Here is a 16,579-nt window from a genome sequence, read left to right as displayed (position 1 = left end):
TGGCTGGAGCAACCAGTTCAACCGGTGTTTTCGAACCCTGAGCGAAGCGAACGAAAACCTCAGTGGAGGCTAAATTGAATATTCGAGTAGCAGCTATAGTCCTTTCCCTCCTGGTGTGCATCACGTCCGCTCCAGCTCATGCAGTATCGAAGGGGGTGGTGCTCAACTTCAACGAAGTCGACATCTCCACAATGGTGAAATTCATCAGCGACCTCACCGGGCGAAATTTCATCATGGACGACCGGGTCAAAGGCAAGATATCCGTTTTCTCCCCCGCAAAGCTCTCCCTTGACGATGCCTTCAACGTTTTCACCTCGGTGCTGGAGCTGAAAGGATTCACAGTAATCCAGGCGGGTCGCGTCTACAAGATCGTCCCCACCGCCGCAGCGCGGCAATCGGGGACGAAGATCCTGACCGACCGTGAACGGGGGCCGGTGAACGATTCGTATGTTGCGCGGGTAATTACCCTCGACAACATATCCGCAGCGGATGCCGTAACCTTCCTCCAGCCGGTCGTGTCCAAGGATGGTTACATCTCCGCGTTCGGGCCGGGCAACATGATCCTCCTGGTGGACTCCGCCCTCAACACCAACAAGGTGCTCAGCATCCTGAACCTGATCGACGGAGACCAGCCGCGCCAGGGACCCGAATTGGTCTTCCTGAAGAACGCCACAGCTGAAACCGTGGCGAACGTGGTGCGCGACTGGATCGGCGGGAAGGCTGTAGGAAAAGGACAAGGACAGGCAGGAGGGGCAGCCGCATCAGCCGGAACCGGCGTCCTCGTCGTCCCCGATACAAGGCTCAACGCGCTCATCATCTTCGGCAGCGACCGGGACAAGGGGGACATCAAACAGCTCATCTCAATGCTCGATGTCGTCCCTCCCACCACCAGCAGCAAGGTCAATGTCTACTATCTCGAAAATGCAGACGCCACCGAAGTAGCCAAAGTCCTCGACGGAGTGGTCAAAGGCTCCGCTGCCCAAGCCCAGCAGGGGCAACCGGGGCAAGCCGCGCCACCACAGCAGTCACCCTTCGAAGGGGGGAAGATCACCATCACCCCCGACAAGGCGACCAACTCCCTCGTCATCATGGCTTCACCCAACGATTACCAGAACCTGTCGCAGGTGATCCAGAAGCTGGACAAGCGGCGGAGGCAGGTGTTCGTTCAGGCTATGATCGCGGAGATCTCCTTGAACAAGCTGAAAGACCTGGGCCTGCAGTGGGGAATGGTCGGTGCGGCAACCGATGGGGAATACGCCAGTGTCTTCGGCCAGTACGATCCTCAGGGTGTGCTCACCTCAGTGCTTCAAACAATAGCGAGCGCAAATAGTGTCGTAAGTTTCCCCCAGGTCGAAACTCCTGCCAATTTTGCCGCTATTTTGCGGGCACTTGAAACAAACGGTGCCGTAAACGTCCTCTCGACACCAAACATTCTCACATCCGACAATAAAGAGGCTGAAATATTCGTAGGAGAAAACGTCCCTTTCCGCGGTAACGTCACCGTCTCGACCACCTCGACTCTCCAGTCGATTGAACGGAAAGACACGGGGATCAGCCTCAAGCTCACTCCTCAGATCAGCGAGGGGGAGTACGTCAAGCTTGATCTCTACCAGGAAATCTCGGCAGTAAATCCCACTACTACGACGGGCGCAGCGGATCTCATCACCACCAAAAGATCGGCCAAGACCTCTGTAGTCGTGAAAGACAATGAGATGGTTGTAATCGGAGGTCTCATTCAGGACAGAGAACGGGAATCGATCAGTAAGGTTCCGCTCCTCGGGGACATTCCGCTTCTAGGGTATCTTTTCAAGTACAAAAACTTCACCCGCGACAAAACGAACCTGATGATAGTCCTGACTCCCCGGATCATAAGGAGTGCCGCGGAGATGGCAGAGGTTTCGAACATTCAGAGGGAAAAGTTCAATAAGGCCGCCATTGCCACCGATGCTCCTTTCAGCCTCGGTACGGAACTGCAGAACATAAGCGCGCCGCCAGCCCGATAACCATGACAGAAACCACTCCTGAAATAGCAGCACGGTTCGGCCTCCCCTTCCAGGAGGAGATCGAGGACAGGCAGGTCGACTCCGCACTCCTGAGCCGGCTCCCCCTCGCCTTTGCCCGCAACAACCTCATCCTGCCCCTCGCGGAGGAGGAGGGCCGGCTGGTAGTGGCGCTTGGTGACCCGGCTAACCTCCTGGCCCTCGACGAGGTGAAGGGGGTGTTCGAGATGCCGGTGGCGCCGGTCCTCGTGCCGCGGCAGGAGGTCCTCGACGCCATCAACCGGCTCTATGCCCGCATTTCAGGCTCGGCCCAGGAAGTGGTGGAGGAGCTGCAGGGAGAAGATCTCTCCACCATTGCCACGGAGCTCACCCACCCTCGGGACCTCCTCGACCTGACCGACGAGGCCCCCGTCATACGCCTCCTAAACTCGATCCTCTTCCAGGCAGTGAAGGAGCGGGCCAGCGATATTCACATCGAGCCTTTCGAGCGGGAGCTGGAGGTGCGTTTCCGCATCGACGGCATCCTCTACAAGATGCTCGCCCCGCCGAAGGTGGTACAGGAAGCGCTCATTTCACGCGTAAAGATCATGTCCGGGCTCAACATAGCGGAAAAGCGCCTCCCCCAGGATGGCAGGTTCCGGGTGATAGTGGCGGGACGGGACGTGGACATCCGCGTTTCCATCATCCCGACTTTCTTCGGTGAGAGGGTGGTGCTCCGTCTGCTTGACAAGCAGAAAGGGGTCATTTCCCTTTCGGACATCGGCCTTTCCGAGCGTGACGTAACGGTTATGGACCGCCTCCTGGCCCGCAGCAACGGGATCATTCTCGTCACAGGCCCCACCGGCAGCGGAAAGACGACCACCCTCTACGCTGCGCTCACCAAGCTCAACTCCCCCGACAAGAACATAATCACCATCGAGGACCCGATAGAGTACCAGCTGAAGGGGGTCGGGCAGATCCAGGTGAATGCGAAGATAGATCTCACCTTCGCCAGCGGGCTCCGGTCGATTCTGCGGCAGGACCCGGATATCATAATGGTCGGTGAGATTCGCGACGTTGAAACCGCCGAAATAGCCATGCAGGCGAGCCTCACAGGTCATCTCGTCCTCTCCACCCTCCACACAAACGACTCCGCTACCGCCGTGACCCGTCTGATCGACATGGGGATCGAGCCCTTCATGGTTGCCTCCACGCTTTCGGCAGTCCTCGCACAGCGCCTCGTGCGGGTGATCTGCCCCCACTGCAAGGAGGAGTACCGCCCCGAACGCGAATACGCGGGGATCGAGCTTCCTCCCCTCCTCTACCGGGGCCGCGGCTGCGACCGCTGCTTCGGACTCGGGAGTGTCGGGCGGATCGGCATCTATGAGCTCCTGCTGGTGGACGCGGAGGTCTGTTCAATGGTAATCAAGCACGCTCCTGCCGGCACGATCAAGGAGTACGCCATTTCCCGGGGAATGCGGACGCTGCGTGAAGACGGCCTTGCCAAAGCCGCCGCCGGCATCACAACCATCGAGGAAGTTCTGCGGGTAACCCAGGAAGACTATGCCGACCTTCCGCTATAGTGCCTATAAGCCGGGAGGAGCCGAAACGGCGGGTACCATCGACGCGGAGAACCCGCGGGATGCGCGGGAGCGCCTGAAAAAAAAGGGACTCTATCCCCGGGAGATCATACCGGCGGAGGAAGTAGCGGCAAAGGGGCTGTTCGCTCCGCTTCGCCGACGGGTCTCCCTGGCCGACCTCTCCCTCATGACCCGCCGCCTCGCGACACTCCTCGGCTCTGCGGTCCCGGTTTATGAAGCGGTCACCACGCTTCAGCAGCAGGAGCGGGCGGGGGAGCTCAGGAATGTCCTCGGACGCATCCGCGACCGGCTGGCTGAAGGCTCAAACCTTGCGAAAGCAATGGGTGCAGAGCCCCGTATTTTCAGCGAAAGCTACATCAACATGGTTGCCGCCGGCGAGGCGAGCGGCGCTCTCGAAGTTGTTCTCGAACGGCTGGCGGAGTTCCTTGAAGACCAGGAGCAGGTGCGGAGTAAGGTGGTAACCTCCCTTGCCTACCCGGTGCTCATGATGGTCGTCGGAACCGGCGTGATGCTCTTCCTCCTCGCCTTCGTTGTGCCGCGCATCATCACCGTTTTCCAGGAGAGCAAGGCAGCGCTTCCTCTCATCACGGTGGTGCTCATCAAGGTAAGCACGCTACTCCAGCACTGGTGGTGGCTCCTGGTTCTCGTCGGCTGCGTCGTAGCGATAGCTTACGACCGTGGACGCCGCAAGGAATCTTTCCGTGCTGCCCAGGACCGCCTGATTCTCCGGCTTCCCCTCGTCGGGCCACTCTGGCAGCGGCTTATCCTGTCGCGGTTCGCCAAAGTGCTCGGCCTTTTGCTCCAGAGCGGTGTGCCCATGATCAGGGCTATGGAGATCAGCGGCGATGTTGTGGTTAACCGTCAGTACAGGTCGGTCCTCGCCCAGGCGCGCGCAGAACTTACCGAAGGGGGGAGTCTCTCCGCAGCCCTCGGCAGAAGCAGCCTTTTCCCGCCGCTCCTCGTTCACATGATCGCTGTGGGAGAGAGGGGTGGGGAACTAGAAACCATGCTCCTTAAGGCCGGCTCTGCCTTCGAGAAAGAGTTCGATACCGCAATCAGCAGATTCATGGCGCTCCTGGAGCCGCTCCTCGTCCTCGGCATGGGACTGGCCGTCGGAGTCGTCGTCCTCGCGGTATTGCTCCCCATCTTCCAGTTGAACCAGCTCATCAAGTAGAATAAGGCTGTACAGCCGCACCACAACGCTTTATCGGAGGTTTCACATGCGCATACGCAACAACGAGAAAGGCTTCACTCTCATCGAAATCATGGTGGTTATCGTCATTCTTGCCGCCCTTGCCGCCCTTGTAGGTCCGCGGATCATGGGGCGTTCCGATGACGCCAAGATTGCCGACGCCAAAGTTCAGATCAGGAACCTGGAAACCGGCCTCAAGCTCTACAAGCTCGACAACGGCGTCTATCCGGCTACAGAGCAGGGTCTGGCCGCTCTGATCTCCAAGCCGACAACCGGGATTATCCCGAAGAACTACAAGCCCGAAGGCTACCTCGAAAGCAAGAATGCTCCCAAAGACCCGTGGGGCAACGACTACATCTACCTTTCGCCCGGTGAGCATGGCGATTACGACCTCTACTCTCTCGGAGCCGATGGGGTGAAGGGAGGCGAAGGGAAGAACGCCGACATCGAGAGCTGGAACCTGAGGTAACGGAAAAGCGATGCCGGCGCGATTGGCGGCAATCATAGCATGCGGAGGAGAGCCTGCTCGGTTCGGGAAACACCCAGTTCGCTCAAAAGCAGCCGGATCGTCGCACCCGCAGAAAGCCCCACGGAGGCGTAGTACCCTCTGGGGCATAAACACTGCTACGCCGCACACGGCGGCTTTCGAGGACGGCAGCGAGACGGCTCTTTTTCAGCGACCTCCCAACGGCTTCACGCTCATTGAGATGGTGGTGGTCATCGTCATCATATCAATGGCGATGATGCTCGTGCTGCCGCGCCTTCCTTCCACCGCCGCTGGAGAGCTTCGCAGCTCCGCGCGCTCCCTTGCCGCCACCTTCCGTTACCTGGGGGACCAGGCTGTGGCGACGAAGACTCACTACCGGATGCGTCTGGGGATAGACGACGGCAGCATCACCGTCACAAGGTTTGAAAATCGGAAGGAGACTGCCGTAACAGACAATTTCCTGGCGAAGCGCAGCCTTGCAGAAGACATTTCCATCGAGGACGTTCAGATCCCGCGTCTGGGAACCATCATTGACGGCGAAGCGGTCATCGATTTCGGAAGCCGCGGTCTGGCCGAGTTCGTTACCGTACATCTGAAGGGGGAGAAGGGCGCACAGATGACCATCATGGCGTTCCCCGATTCCGGAAAGGTGAAGGTCGCGGAGGGGTACCAGGAGGTTAGGCCGTGAAGGGGTTCACCCTGCTCGAAGTGATGATAGCCCTCGCCATCATGGCGGGCGTGGTTCTCACGGTGATCACATCCTTCAACTACAATCTCTCCGTTGCCACCCGGGACCGGGAAGAGACGGTGGCCATGCTGCTTGCGCGCGCGAAACTCGACGATCCGCGCTTGCGCGAGCAGGAAACTAAAAATGGAACTTTCGCCCCAGAGTGGCCGGGGTACGGATGGGTATTGGATGTCGCACCGACCCAGCTCCCCCTCCTGGACAAAATGACCCTCACCGTTTCGTGGGACAACGCACGAAGAAATCTCTCCCTGGTGCAGTATGTGGCGAAGTGACCGCGGCTTCACCCTACTGGAAGTGCTCCTGGCTCTTGGGCTCCTGGCCATCCTCAGCACCGCCCTATACGGGACTTGGTTCTCCGTCATGCGCGGGAAGGAATCGGCCACTGCGAGGATGGAAGCCGACCGGGAGCTGCGGGCCACCCTCGATCAGCTGCGCCGGGAGCTTTCCGCAGCGGTATATGACAAAGCCAAAGCGAACCCTCGGCTCCATTTCGTGGTGGAGGATCGGGATTTCTTCGGGAAACCGGCGTCGATCCTGAATTTCACGACGATCATCCCGCCCAAGGAGGGGGCGGAGCAGGTCTCGGATCAGGCTGAAGTGCGATACCGGCCCATTGAACGGGATGGGAAAATTACGCTGGCACGGCAGGTGAAGGACCTGTACCACGAAGAGGACCCTCTCCTGTACCCGCAGATGGAGGAGCTTGAAGGCTTTCTGGTGGAATGCTCTCCTGACGGGAGTAAATGGGTTAGGGTGTGGGACACCGCCCAGAATTCGAATCTTCCGAAGGCGATACGGGTAACCATCACCATAAAAGAAGGGGAAGGCACCGTCAACTTCAGCACCATAGCTTCTCCCCGGCGATTCCAATGATGCGGAACGAGAAGGGCTTCGCCCTGATCATCACCCTGCTCGTGACGGCGCTCCTCGTGGCGCTCTCGGTGGAATTCATCGACGATGTGTATGTGGGGACAAGTTCCAGGCAGAATTTCGTCGACGCCCAGCAGGCGAGCCTGATGGCTAATTCGGGGGTGGAGGCCGGGATCAAGCTCCTGCAGCTTTCGACCTCCAGCGCGGGGCTGCTGCTCCCCGATCCGCTGAAGAATCCGATCCAGCTTGAGGATGAAAAGGGGCGGCTCGTTGTAACGATCATCGATGAGAGTGGAAAGCTGAACCTGAATGACGTGTTCACACCTGCGGGGTCCGAGAACTCATTTTACCATGGTGTTGCGACACGGCTGCTCAAGAATGCAAATCTGCCCCTCGACCTTCTTGATGCCCTTTCAGACTGGCGGGATGATAATGACACTCCAGCCCCAGGTGGCGCGGAGTCTTCCTTTTACATGGCACTGAAACAGCCCTACATTGCAAAGAACTCGGTTCTGGAGAGTGTTGAAGAGCTGGCGCTCGTAAAAGGTTTCAGCCACGCAACTGTTGAAGCGCTTAAACCTTTAATCACGGTATACCCGGTAGAGAGATCCGGGATCGCAGCATCCAAAATAAACATCAATACCGCTCCGATAGCAGTTTTGGCTGCTCTAACTGACCGGATGAATCTTGAACTTGCAAAGCAGGTGGATGAGTACCGGGAGAAATCCCCTTTTAAGAATATTTCGGAGCTAGGTCTTGTACCCGGAGTTGAAGTGCCTCCTGAATTACAAAGCGGCGCCAGTGTAACACCGAGCTTATACCGCATCGTCTCCGAAGCAACGGTGCGCGAAACTACCAGAACGGTAGAGGCGGTGGTTCCATCCTCGAATCTTGGTCAGTACCTCTATTGGAGAGAATTCTGATGAATTATCTCGTTATACAACAGACGCGATCGGCAACGGTCGTAGCGCGGTTCCAGCAGCGCCGGGGCTCGCTCCTCTTCACCGGAGGAGCCCGCTGCTCCAACGACGAGCCGACGCCGCTCCCCGAGCTGCTCGCCAAAATCGGCCCGGTAAACCGGGAGCAGGATCGGGTCATCCTCTGCCTGAAACCGGACTCGCTCTTCCTGCGGGAGGTGGAACTCCCCATCGCCGACCGGCGAAAGCTGCGCGACGTGCTCCCACTGGAACTCAAGGGTGAGACCGCCCTCGACACCGACGAGCTCATCTTCGATGGGATACCTCTTTCGGAAGGCAAAGCTCTGGCAATATGGGCACGACGCCGGGATGTGGCTGAGCAGATCCGCCTTCATGCCGAGGCTGGTGTCGAGCCGGAATTCGTGACCGCCCCCCTCTGCCACTGGGGAAATCTCATACCCGCAAGCGCCGGAGTGACTGCGATTACGGACGGTGAAGCACTCACCGTCTATCGCAATGCTGCACCATTCTACTTCCGTCCCCTTCATTCCGACGATGAAGGTGGGCTTACACGTACCCTTGCCGCCGTTGAACTCGGCAGGGAAGTTACCGTGGAGCGCCTGCTGCTTCATGGTGCCGCTGCGAAAGGATGGCAGAAGGTAGAAGGTGTTACTGCGTCTCCGCTCCCCATCCACTCCGAAATGTATGAAGCCTTCACCGGAGATGAGGAGGCTGCGCGCGATCTTGCCGGAGCCTATGCCGCCGTACGGGCCTGCATGACAGGGGAAGCGGTCAATTTCCGCACGGGAGAGCTGGCGTACACGACGGGACGGGAAAAGCTTCGCCGCAAGCTTCGCCTGACGCTTTTATTGGCCGTCGCCGCCATAATAGTCTTTCTTGCTGAGGCAGGGCTCCGGCACTATCTCGTAAAGCGTGACCTGGCCTCCCTCAATGCATCCATAATGAGCATCTACAAGGAGGTATTCCCCGGACGCAAGAAGCCGGTGGACGAAGTTGCGGAGCTTCGCTCGGAGATCAGGCGGCTGGGGGGGGGCGGCGCCGCATCCGGAACCCTGAATGCCCTGAGGTTGCTGGCCGACCTGAAGGGGGAGGACGTTACCGGAATCTATGAGGCTGAAATCACAGGTGGGCAGGTTCGGTTGAAGGGGGAGGCACGATCGGTCCAGGCGGTAAATGACTTCAGGGCAAGAGCGGCCGCCCAGTTCGCAGGAGCAGAGGTGGGTGAAATCAAGTCGCGCCCCGATGGAAGCGTCACCTTTCTCTTCCGCGGCACGTTAAAGGGGGAGCGCAAATGAAGTATGCAGCCTATCTCCAGGAACAGTACCGGAACATGGACCCGCAAACCCGCCTGCGGATCGGCATCGGCATAGCCATCGTTCTGATAGCCGCTCTTCTTCTTTCTTCGATAAACGCAGGCATCACTACCCTGAAACGGAAAAGGGCCTCCAGGGAAGCGGCAGTGGTGGAAATGCTACAGCTCAAGGCGCGATACCGGGAAGCGAGCATGGGTGCTCAAAAGCTCGCCAACCGCATGGCGTCTGTCAGACCGGAAGATTCCCCCGCGAAAGTGGTGGAGGAAACTGGAATCAAGGGTAAGAACCTGCAGATCCGGCCGCTCCGAGGGGAACAGGGTAGCGGCTTCGTCGAGGATGCTGCAGAAGTGAAGATGGACGGCCTGAGTGCAAATGAAACGGTGAACCTCCTCTTCAAGCTGGAAAAGGGGGCAAAGCCGGTAGTGATCAAAAGGGCCCTTCTAAAAACCCGTTTCGACAACCCGGCCCTGTTCGACGTAACGTTGACGGTAGCCCTTCTGAAACCTGCTCCCCAAGGGCAGCGTTGACCATGAGACAGCGGCTCCTGATTGTAGCGGCAGTAGCTGCCGCACTCCTGCTGTTACTCATGCTGACGGTGGCCTTCATCCCTAACGAAGCATTGCGAGGCGTGTTGTCGCGCGGGCTCGAAAGCAGGGGTTTCCTCCTGCAGTCGGGGAAGGTTACCAAGGCTTTTCCGCTGGGAATCAGGGTCCGTAACCTGACCATCGGCAACGACCAGGGAGCTCTCATCAAGGCAGACGACGCCGCAGTCAGGTTGCATGTCCTCCCGCTGCTGATCGGCCGAGTCCGCGTAGGCCTCGATGCCAGAATCGGAGGCGGCGGCGTTATCGGCAGCTACACCGCCACCGGGGGAGGCAGCATTGTACTCACGGCTCGGGCGGTCCGGCTCGAAGATATTCCTTTCTTCTCCACCAAGGCGTCGGCCCAGGTAAAGGGTGATCTCCGCGGGCATGCGGAAATCAGGAAGCTGAGGAGCACGCCTGGCGGGGATATACAGGTCGAAGCAAAGGCCGTGGAGCTGGCGGGGGTCAAGATAGGCGTCATGCCCCTTCCGGACGCCGCCTACTCACTGGCCCAGATCAAGCTCCGAGTCACTGGCGGAAGAATTCTACTTCAGAGTGCCACAATGCAGGGAGAGGGGCTCTATGTGCGGCTTAAGGGAGATGTGCCCCTTGTTGCATCCCTCCCCTCTGCGCCGCTCAATCTGATCCTCGAACTGATGCCTAAACCGGAGTTCATGGAACGGCAGAAATTCGTCTTTCTCCTCCTTGCCAAGTATCTGGACACCCCCGGTCACTACCAGATCCCCATCCGCGGCACTCTCAGTCACCCCTCCGTTTTCTGAAGAAGACGGTTCGACCCCACCTAAAAAATCAATCCGCACTCCTTCCCCCCATTTCCTGCAACCGGTCCACCCGCTCCACCACCGGTGGATGGGAGTAGTAGAACCATGCATAGAGCGGGTGCGGGTGCAGATTTGCCAGGTTTTCGGAACTCAGTTTGACGAGTGCTGAGGCAAGTGCTGCGGGCCTACCCGACAGCTCCGCGGCGTACCTGTCGGACTCCCACTCGTGGCGCCTCGACATCCAGCTCATGAGCGGTGTCAGCGGGAAGGAGAGGAGCGTGCCGAGAAATGACAGCAGGACGAGCTGGGGAGCGAATGAAAGCGGGGGAAGCCCGAATACCAAGGGAAGCCCTCCCCATGACAGAATGGCGTGGGCGGCAGCGCAGACAGAAAACGCTCCGACCTGGGTAAACAGCAGGCGCTTGCGGATGTGCCCCTTCTTCCAGTGACCCACTTCGTGAGCAAGCACGGCCAGGACCTCGTCATGGTTCATCTGTTCCAGCAGCGTGTCGTACAGTACGATCCGCTTCACTTTCCCTATCCCGGTGAAATAGGCGTTGGAGTGCCGGCTGCGGCGCGATGCATCCACCTGCATCACACTGCTCACCTTTATTCCGGCACGCTCCATAAGCTCGACAACCTTTCCCTCTAGTTCCCTGTCCCTGATCGGCTCGAACTTGTTGAAAAGCGGCTCGATCAGATAAGGGGAGATGTACATTAGAAACAGGCTCGCCCCGGCGAAGAAGCACCAGACCCATAGCCACCAACGTTCCGGGCTGGCCGCTACGAGGGCGAGTGCTCCGCCTCCGAGAACACCGAGCAGCACCGCGCCGAGGAGCATGGACTTTACCAGATCAGACAGCCACAATTTGAGCGTCATCGTATTGAAGCCGTAGCGGCTTTCGATCCGGAACGTACCGTAGAAACTGAAGGGGGCTTCGAGGATGGCCGCCGCCCATGAAAGGAATAGAAAAAAGAGGAGCCCCCTGCCGACAAAAGAATGGCTGAGGGTCGATATCCAGGAATCGTACAGAGGAAGCAATCCTCCGAAAATAAAGATGAGCAGCAGAGTGCTGTCGAACAACGAGGTGACGAGACCGAGCCGGCTCTGTTCGACCGTGTAGGCGGCTGTTTGCCTGAGTTTATCCGCATCAACTGCACCAACGAAGGCATGGGGAACGACATGTCCATTCTTCTTCAGGTGGCGCAGATTCAGAAAACGGAGCCAGGCCCGCAACCCGAATGCCGTCAGATAGAAAGCGACAAGAATGTACTGTGGTGATGACACTAGATCTCCCTAGGGCTCATTGTATAACGAAACAGCCCCCTGGGTTGCAGGGGGCTGTATGCGTCAAAGGTGGGTGGAACAACTTATTTGGTGAACGTAGCGTTTTCAACTATGACGTCGTAGAGGTAACCGCTTCCGAAATCCTTGTCCCGGAAGAAGTCCCCTTTCAGGGTTATGGTATCCCCGACAGCGGGAACTTCCTGGGTAGTGGCGATGAGGTTATGGGTTCCCTTGGCCGCATCGCCGCTTCCGTCACGGAGGTGGACCCAGTTCTTGCCCATGATCCCCTCGGAGACCTTGACCACCTTTCCTCTTACCACGACCTTCCTGCCGGCGAGTTCCCCCTTCTTCTGAAAGACCTCGGCAATGGTGTAGGAATCGGCACCGGTGGCCCGCTCAACTTTAATAGGCTCGGCAGACGCGCCATCTTTCGCTGCATCGGCCACTATGCCTTTATGAGCTTTCTTCTTGATGGTTTCGTCGTCCTCCTTGACAATTACGCCACCAGAAAAGTTGATGCTTTCAAATGTACGGTTGAGGGCCTTGCTTTTGAACTGGCCCATCTCCATTCCCTGCATGAGCTCCACCTGATCCCCCACCTTCACCTCGGCCACAGGAACCGCAAACCATTTTGTTTCCCCATTGGCTTTTTCGAGCTTGATGTAGGTATACTCACCACCATGCATGGTTTCGAGTACTTTCCCCACATGCGTGGGACGTTTTTCCTCGTTATCCGCCTTAGGTTGCGCTTCCGATGCTGCAGCCGCTTCAGGAGACACAGCTGGAGCCGCTTCCCTGGGTGGTTTCGCTGAGTAACCGGCAAAACAGTAACCTGCCGCGGGGAGCAGGAGCATCGAAGCGAGGGTAAGCCATTGGGATTGCCATTTCATGTCAAAAACTCCTTTTGCAGTGGTGCCGCCACCGGCGGCTTTTCGCCGCCACCAGAGTAACGGCTTTACGGGAAATACACAACTTATTCTGATTTAATGCTGCCGGCCATCCTGGCCGGACCCAGGCCGGGACGTACCCGCACCAGAAGAGAGATACCCAGCAGGAAGAAAATACCAGCGAGGACGGCGACCTTTCCATAGAGTGGCACCCCGGCGGCTGTCGCGGCTATCTCCCACGACTGCACCAAGGCTCCCCCTACGAACATGCCCACCACCGTCATTCCCGCGTCTGCGTCCCCTTCCCCGGCTTTCACCAGCTGCCGGAACGGACATCCGCCGATAACGACCGAAATCGCCCCCACCAGCCCCATCCCGAGAAAGCTCCATAAATGGTCGGAATGAGCCCCCGGCTGGCCGTAGAACCCGAGATTAAAACTTCCGGTGACGACAGCTGCGGCCAGCGCCGTTCCGGCAAAGGTCAACATCCCCCACAGGAGCGGTGCCCGCACCCCCATGAGCAACACATCCCGGAGGCTTCCGGTGATGCAGAATCGGCTTCGCTGCGCCAGTGCCCCAAGAAGCAATCCTGCGGCCAGGGAAAGGAGCTGCGGGGCGTACTGCGCTCCGCTCCCCGTTTCGGAAGAAAGAATAAACGACGGGCGGACAAACAAGAAAAGGAGAAGGAGCATAAAAGCCGCCGGCACCATCAGTCCTCCGGCCGCCCCCCCCTCGCGGCTGTGGGAGCCAACGACTACGCCGGCAGCAGAGAGACGAATCCCCCCCCATACCCCTGCAGCGAGGCCTGCCACTCCAGCGAGAGCAGTCAGGTCCCCTGCCGCAAGGCGCAGGAACAGCTTGATAGGGCATCCTATAAAGATGGCGCAGCCCACTATGAGAAAAATACCGGAAATGAGTCTGGTGAGCGAGGCGCTTCCTCCCCGCGGACGAAATTCACTAAAGATGCTGGCGCAGGCAAGGGAACCGAGCACGAAGCCTATCAGTTCCGGACGGAGGTACTGCATCCTCGGATTGGAGTGGAAACCGAGAGCTCCGGCGCTGTTCTCGATGAAACAGGAGACACAAATTCCCGAATTTTCGGGGTTCCCCCACAGGCTCAAGAGTATGCCGAAGAGACCCAGAAGGGCTCCTGATGCCAGAATAAGCCATAGGTGCCGGTCCGGAAACCTCATTCACACCCTCCAGCCAGCCGGCTCTGAAGATAAAACAGGTCTTTCTGCAGGGCCGCGCGGGATGAGGCTGAAGTCACGCTCCCGCTCGCGGGTTTCAATCCTTCCTGCACAAGCTTTTCTATCTGCTGGCGGCGGGAGAGGGGGCTCTTCCTGTCAACGTACTCGCCATTCAGCTTCACCCCTCTGACGAAACTGGCTGCAGCCTCGTTCACAGCACCCATATGCAAAAGGATCTCACCCTGCAGGATGCTCCCGTGAGCTTCGCCCGGATATGAGCGTCCTACTTCGTCCAGTTTGAGGAGTGCTGCCTGGAACTGCCCGGCTGCTCGGAGTTCGTCCACCGGGGCATACAGCTGCTGCAGAAGTGCTGCCCGTGCCCGGCTTGCGATCTGCCGCTCCATTGCCTTATCTGTACGCGAGGCTCTGGAGCCCGCGCGGTCGCCGGTGTCAAAAAGAAGCACGCCGACAAGCCCCGCCGCTGTGGCAAGAAGGAACGCTGCAATAAGCTTGTCGGTGGAATCGCTGAACATCTCAGAACTTCTGATAGGGGGGCATGTTGACACGCTTGGCCATTTCCCGGATCGGGTCGTACTCCTTGTCGGGTAGTTCTTCATAACCGTCGATCCATGCTGCCTTAAGTACCTTGACCTTTTCACCATCGACTTCCACCGTGTCGGAAGGCTTCAGTTCAAGGAGCGCCTTGCGGACCTTCTCGGCAAGTTTGGGGTCCGCTCCCTTGGCAACTCCGAACGTACAGTAGGGTATTATGGGTGTCTGACCAAGGATGACGAAGTCGTCGGGAGAGATCTTTCCCTCCTTTGCCATCACCTCTAGGTCGAGGGCCGGCGCGGCAGCGACGTCGAATTTGTCGAAAAGTACTCCGTAGATTACCTTCTCATGTTTGAAGGAGCCTGAGGGGATTGCGTAATATGAAAGGTCTTTCTCAGGGTCGATTCCCGAGCGCAGCATGAGGTCGTATTCCGCGAGATAGCCGGTGGGAGCCATCATGGGACCGAAGATCATACTTTTGCCCTTAATGTCGGCCAGCTTGTTGATTCCACTCCCCTTGCGCGCAATTATGGAACCGGCAGTTCTTGCCCCGAAACGGCCTCTTTTCTCGGTGGCCAGAAGGCCAAGCTGATAGTGGTGTTGGAGAATGATGTAGAGAAGGGAGTTAGTGTGGGTAAAGGTAAATTCGCCTGCCTTGAAACGCTTCTCGTAGTCGTGGGTATCGACGGGTACCGCAACGAATTCTACCCCGGTCTTTTCCGATAGATATCGCGTCAGCGGAAGGAAGCGAGCCATAGTCTCCTGCTCGCTGTTACAGTTCATGTAGCCGATGCGGACCTTCCGGCCCCCCTCCTGCCGATCACACCCGCCAATTGTGATAAGGAGCAGGACAGCTAGCAAGAGTATCGTCCGGCGCAGTCTTGCCCATCCTCCTGCAGAAGTCGAATCCACCATCAGTTCCCCCCCACCCGTGACTTCCTGACTTTTGCCGGGCTGCCCCATTCTAGGGAAAAACTAAGGGATTTGCAATCACTCCCGCAGGCCGACTCCTACTTCCCCTTCTTCAGGTCCATAAGGACCAGCTTGGCCACAGCCTTGAGCGTTTCGAAAACCCCCTGGCCCGTCATGGCACATGCTTCGAAGTCCGGAACATTCGTCGGGTTCAACTCCTTACGTAGTTCCTCGACGGACAGGATGTTCGGAAGGTCACGCTTGTTGTATTGAATCACGTAAGGGAGCTTGTCAAGGTCGTACCCCTGCTCCTTCAGGTTGTAGCGAAGGTTCTCCAGGGATTCGATATTAGCATCCATTCTCTCCTCCTGAGAATCGGCGACGAAAACGACTCCGTCCACTCCTTTCAGAATGAGTTTTCTGGATGCATCGTAAAAGACCTGGCCGGGTACGGTGTAGAGGTGAAAACGGGTCTTGAAGCCTCGGATCTCCCCGAGCGCCAGAGGAAGGAAGTCGAAGAAAAGCGTACGCTCGCTTTCCGTGGCCAGACTTATCATCTTCCCCTTCGATTCGGTGGGTGTTTGCTGATAGACGTACTGCAGGTTCGTGGTCTTGCCGCACAGGCCTGGGCCATAATAGACGATCTTGCAGTTTATTTCACGGGAGGCGTAGTTGATGAATGACAAGGAGCACCTACCTGAAAAGATTATCGATGTCGTCGTCGGTAATCTCGGCCAGCGGATGGTCCCCGCGACCTGCCTCTGCTTTGGAGAAAAGCGACTCGAAGGTGGTGGACAGCTCTTCAGACGCCTTCTTGACTCGCAGCCTGACGAGACCGAGGGACGAACGTGTATCGAATATCACGACGAGAATGACCCTGCCGCCGACGATGGAAATGTGGAGGTTGTCCCGCTCTCCTTCATGGAAAAGGATCGAAAACTCCTTCTCCCCGATCAGTTTTGCCAGACCTCCTGTAGCAGCTATGTTGCCTGCGGTAAGTGAGGCAAGCGAGGTGGTGTCGAACTGGTCGGTCTCGCCTACGCCGGAAATGAGCTGGCCGTTCTTGTCCACGAGGAAGATCACCCTTGAGTTCGTCTCGTAAAGGAGCCGCTCGATGATCCCGTTAACCCGGGAAAAATCCTCGTCATGCATGACCATCTGATCCGACATGTTCCCTCCTTGAGGAGGTGAAAGTTAGTGACAGGCCCCTGTATAGCAGAAACAGCTTTGTTCATCAAGCGGTCAAATTTAAAAGA

Annotated in this window: 18 protein-coding genes; 11 read left to right on the top strand and 7 right to left on the bottom strand. The window is 58.0% G+C overall.

Translation table 11 applies throughout. The annotated features are described in order from the left end of the window. The first annotated feature begins 80 nt into the window (after positions 1–80). Genes gspD through gspN form a run of 11 tightly spaced genes read left to right on the top strand, consistent with a single transcriptional unit; the run spans position 81 to position 10,494 of the window. Positions 81–2,003 (top strand): type II secretion system secretin GspD, encoded by a 1,923-nt coding sequence (gspD, locus tag CFB04_RS14225; RefSeq protein WP_369833306.1) that lies wholly within the window; start codon positions 81–83, stop codon positions 2,001–2,003. Between the two features lie 2 nt (positions 2,004–2,005). Beyond that, positions 2,006–3,562, top strand: coding sequence for a type II secretion system ATPase GspE (gene gspE, locus CFB04_RS14220; RefSeq protein ID WP_088535915.1), 1,557 nt, complete (start codon positions 2,006–2,008; stop codon positions 3,560–3,562). Then, a complete protein-coding gene (gspF, locus tag CFB04_RS14215) occupies positions 3,543–4,754 on the top strand; it encodes a type II secretion system inner membrane protein GspF (protein WP_088535913.1) in 1,212 nt (403 codons plus the stop codon). Before gspE ends, gspF begins: the two co-directional genes overlap by 20 nt. 46 nt (positions 4,755–4,800) lie before the next feature. Then, positions 4,801–5,241, top strand: a complete 441-nt coding sequence (gspG, locus tag CFB04_RS14210; protein WP_088535911.1) for a type II secretion system major pseudopilin GspG — start codon at positions 4,801–4,803, stop codon at positions 5,239–5,241. Positions 5,242–5,251: 10 nt separating this feature from the next. Further along, complete coding sequence (locus CFB04_RS14205; RefSeq protein WP_231934196.1) at positions 5,252–5,947, top strand: prepilin-type N-terminal cleavage/methylation domain-containing protein; 696 nt, start codon at positions 5,252–5,254, stop codon at positions 5,945–5,947. Further along, positions 5,944–6,279, top strand: coding sequence for a type II secretion system minor pseudopilin GspI (gspI, locus tag CFB04_RS14200; RefSeq protein ID WP_088535910.1), 336 nt, complete (start codon positions 5,944–5,946; stop codon positions 6,277–6,279). The genes CFB04_RS14205 and gspI overlap by 4 nt, the downstream gene beginning before the upstream one ends. Then, positions 6,266–6,880 (top strand): type II secretion system protein GspJ, encoded by a 615-nt coding sequence (locus CFB04_RS14195; RefSeq protein ID WP_088535906.1) that lies wholly within the window; start codon positions 6,266–6,268, stop codon positions 6,878–6,880. Before gspI ends, CFB04_RS14195 begins: the two co-directional genes overlap by 14 nt. Continuing rightward, positions 6,877–7,800, top strand: coding sequence for a type II secretion system minor pseudopilin GspK (gene gspK, locus CFB04_RS14190; RefSeq protein ID WP_231934195.1), 924 nt, complete (start codon positions 6,877–6,879; stop codon positions 7,798–7,800). The genes CFB04_RS14195 and gspK overlap by 4 nt, the downstream gene beginning before the upstream one ends. Further along, positions 7,800–9,110, top strand: a complete 1,311-nt coding sequence (gene gspL, locus CFB04_RS14185; RefSeq protein WP_088535905.1) for a type II secretion system protein GspL — start codon at positions 7,800–7,802, stop codon at positions 9,108–9,110. Before gspK ends, gspL begins: the two co-directional genes overlap by 1 nt. After that, the gene (locus CFB04_RS14180) at positions 9,107–9,655 is read left to right on the top strand and encodes a general secretion pathway protein GspM (protein WP_088535903.1); all 549 of its coding nucleotides are present in this window, start codon (positions 9,107–9,109) and stop codon (positions 9,653–9,655) included. Before gspL ends, CFB04_RS14180 begins: the two co-directional genes overlap by 4 nt. 2 nt (positions 9,656–9,657) lie before the next feature. Further along, the gene (gene gspN / locus CFB04_RS14175; protein ID WP_088535901.1) at positions 9,658–10,494 is read left to right on the top strand and encodes a type II secretion system protein GspN; all 837 of its coding nucleotides are present in this window, start codon (positions 9,658–9,660) and stop codon (positions 10,492–10,494) included. 28 nt (positions 10,495–10,522) lie between these two features. Here the strand turns inward: gspN and CFB04_RS14170 are convergent, their stop codons facing one another. The 7 genes from CFB04_RS14170 to CFB04_RS14140 all read right to left on the bottom strand — a co-directional run bounded on the left by CFB04_RS14170 (position 10,523) and on the right by CFB04_RS14140 (position 16,493). After that, positions 10,523–11,782, bottom strand: a complete 1,260-nt coding sequence (locus tag CFB04_RS14170) for a M48 family metallopeptidase (RefSeq protein WP_231934194.1) — start codon at positions 11,780–11,782, stop codon at positions 10,523–10,525. An 83-nt stretch (positions 11,783–11,865) separates the two neighbouring features. Then, entirely contained in the window at positions 11,866–12,672 is an 807-nt protein-coding gene (locus CFB04_RS14165; RefSeq protein WP_088535899.1) for a DNA-binding protein, read from the bottom strand. Positions 12,673–12,755: 83 nt separating this feature from the next. Next, entirely contained in the window at positions 12,756–13,862 is a 1,107-nt protein-coding gene (gene yedE / locus CFB04_RS14160; protein ID WP_088535898.1) for a YedE family putative selenium transporter, read from the bottom strand. Continuing rightward, positions 13,859–14,392: a hypothetical protein gene (locus tag CFB04_RS14155; RefSeq protein WP_088535896.1), complete on the bottom strand. Its 534-nt coding sequence runs from the start codon at positions 14,390–14,392 to the stop codon at positions 13,859–13,861. The genes yedE and CFB04_RS14155 overlap by 4 nt, the downstream gene beginning before the upstream one ends. A 1-nt stretch (position 14,393) precedes the next feature. Beyond that, positions 14,394–15,326: a phosphate/phosphite/phosphonate ABC transporter substrate-binding protein gene (locus tag CFB04_RS14150; protein WP_088536852.1), complete on the bottom strand. Its 933-nt coding sequence runs from the start codon at positions 15,324–15,326 to the stop codon at positions 14,394–14,396. Positions 15,327–15,421: 95 nt separating this feature from the next. Continuing rightward, on the bottom strand, positions 15,422–16,009 hold the full coding sequence (locus CFB04_RS14145) for an ATP/GTP-binding protein (RefSeq protein ID WP_088535894.1): 588 nt from the start codon (positions 16,007–16,009) through the stop codon (positions 15,422–15,424). 7 nt (positions 16,010–16,016) lie between these two features. After that, on the bottom strand, positions 16,017–16,493 hold the full coding sequence (locus tag CFB04_RS14140) for a roadblock/LC7 domain-containing protein (RefSeq protein ID WP_088535892.1): 477 nt from the start codon (positions 16,491–16,493) through the stop codon (positions 16,017–16,019). Positions 16,494–16,579: the final 86 nt, after the last annotated feature.

Origin of the sequence: Geobacter sp. DSM 9736 (genome assembly GCF_900187405.1) — a bacterium.
GTDB lineage: Bacteria > Desulfobacterota > Desulfuromonadia > Geobacterales > Geobacteraceae > DSM-9736.
This window is presented reverse-complemented; position numbering and strand designations above follow the sequence as displayed.

Excerpts from the sequence above, each read along its gene's own strand:
- CFB04_RS14150 (WP_088536852.1), bottom strand. The coding sequence starts at position 15,326 with ATGGTGGATTCGACTTCTGCAGGAGGATGGGCAAGACTGCGCCGGACG.
- gspG (WP_088535911.1), top strand. The coding sequence starts at position 4,801 with ATGCGCATACGCAACAACGAGAAAGGCTTCACTCTCATCGAAATCATG.
- CFB04_RS14195 (WP_088535906.1), top strand. The coding sequence starts at position 6,266 with ATGTGGCGAAGTGACCGCGGCTTCACCCTACTGGAAGTGCTCCTGGCT.
- gspF (WP_088535913.1), top strand. The coding sequence starts at position 3,543 with ATGCCGACCTTCCGCTATAGTGCCTATAAGCCGGGAGGAGCCGAAACG.
- gspL (WP_088535905.1), top strand. The coding sequence starts at position 7,800 with ATGAATTATCTCGTTATACAACAGACGCGATCGGCAACGGTCGTAGCG.
- CFB04_RS14205 (WP_231934196.1), top strand. The coding sequence starts at position 5,252 with ATGCCGGCGCGATTGGCGGCAATCATAGCATGCGGAGGAGAGCCTGCT.
- CFB04_RS14180 (WP_088535903.1), top strand. The coding sequence starts at position 9,107 with ATGAAGTATGCAGCCTATCTCCAGGAACAGTACCGGAACATGGACCCG.
- yedE (WP_088535898.1), bottom strand. The coding sequence starts at position 13,862 with ATGAGGTTTCCGGACCGGCACCTATGGCTTATTCTGGCATCAGGAGCC.
- CFB04_RS14140 (WP_088535892.1), bottom strand. The coding sequence starts at position 16,493 with ATGTCGGATCAGATGGTCATGCATGACGAGGATTTTTCCCGGGTTAAC.
- CFB04_RS14155 (WP_088535896.1), bottom strand. The coding sequence starts at position 14,392 with ATGTTCAGCGATTCCACCGACAAGCTTATTGCAGCGTTCCTTCTTGCC.
- gspK (WP_231934195.1), top strand. The coding sequence starts at position 6,877 with ATGATGCGGAACGAGAAGGGCTTCGCCCTGATCATCACCCTGCTCGTG.
- gspN (WP_088535901.1), top strand. The coding sequence starts at position 9,658 with ATGAGACAGCGGCTCCTGATTGTAGCGGCAGTAGCTGCCGCACTCCTG.
- gspE (WP_088535915.1), top strand. The coding sequence starts at position 2,006 with ATGACAGAAACCACTCCTGAAATAGCAGCACGGTTCGGCCTCCCCTTC.
- CFB04_RS14165 (WP_088535899.1), bottom strand. The coding sequence starts at position 12,672 with ATGAAATGGCAATCCCAATGGCTTACCCTCGCTTCGATGCTCCTGCTC.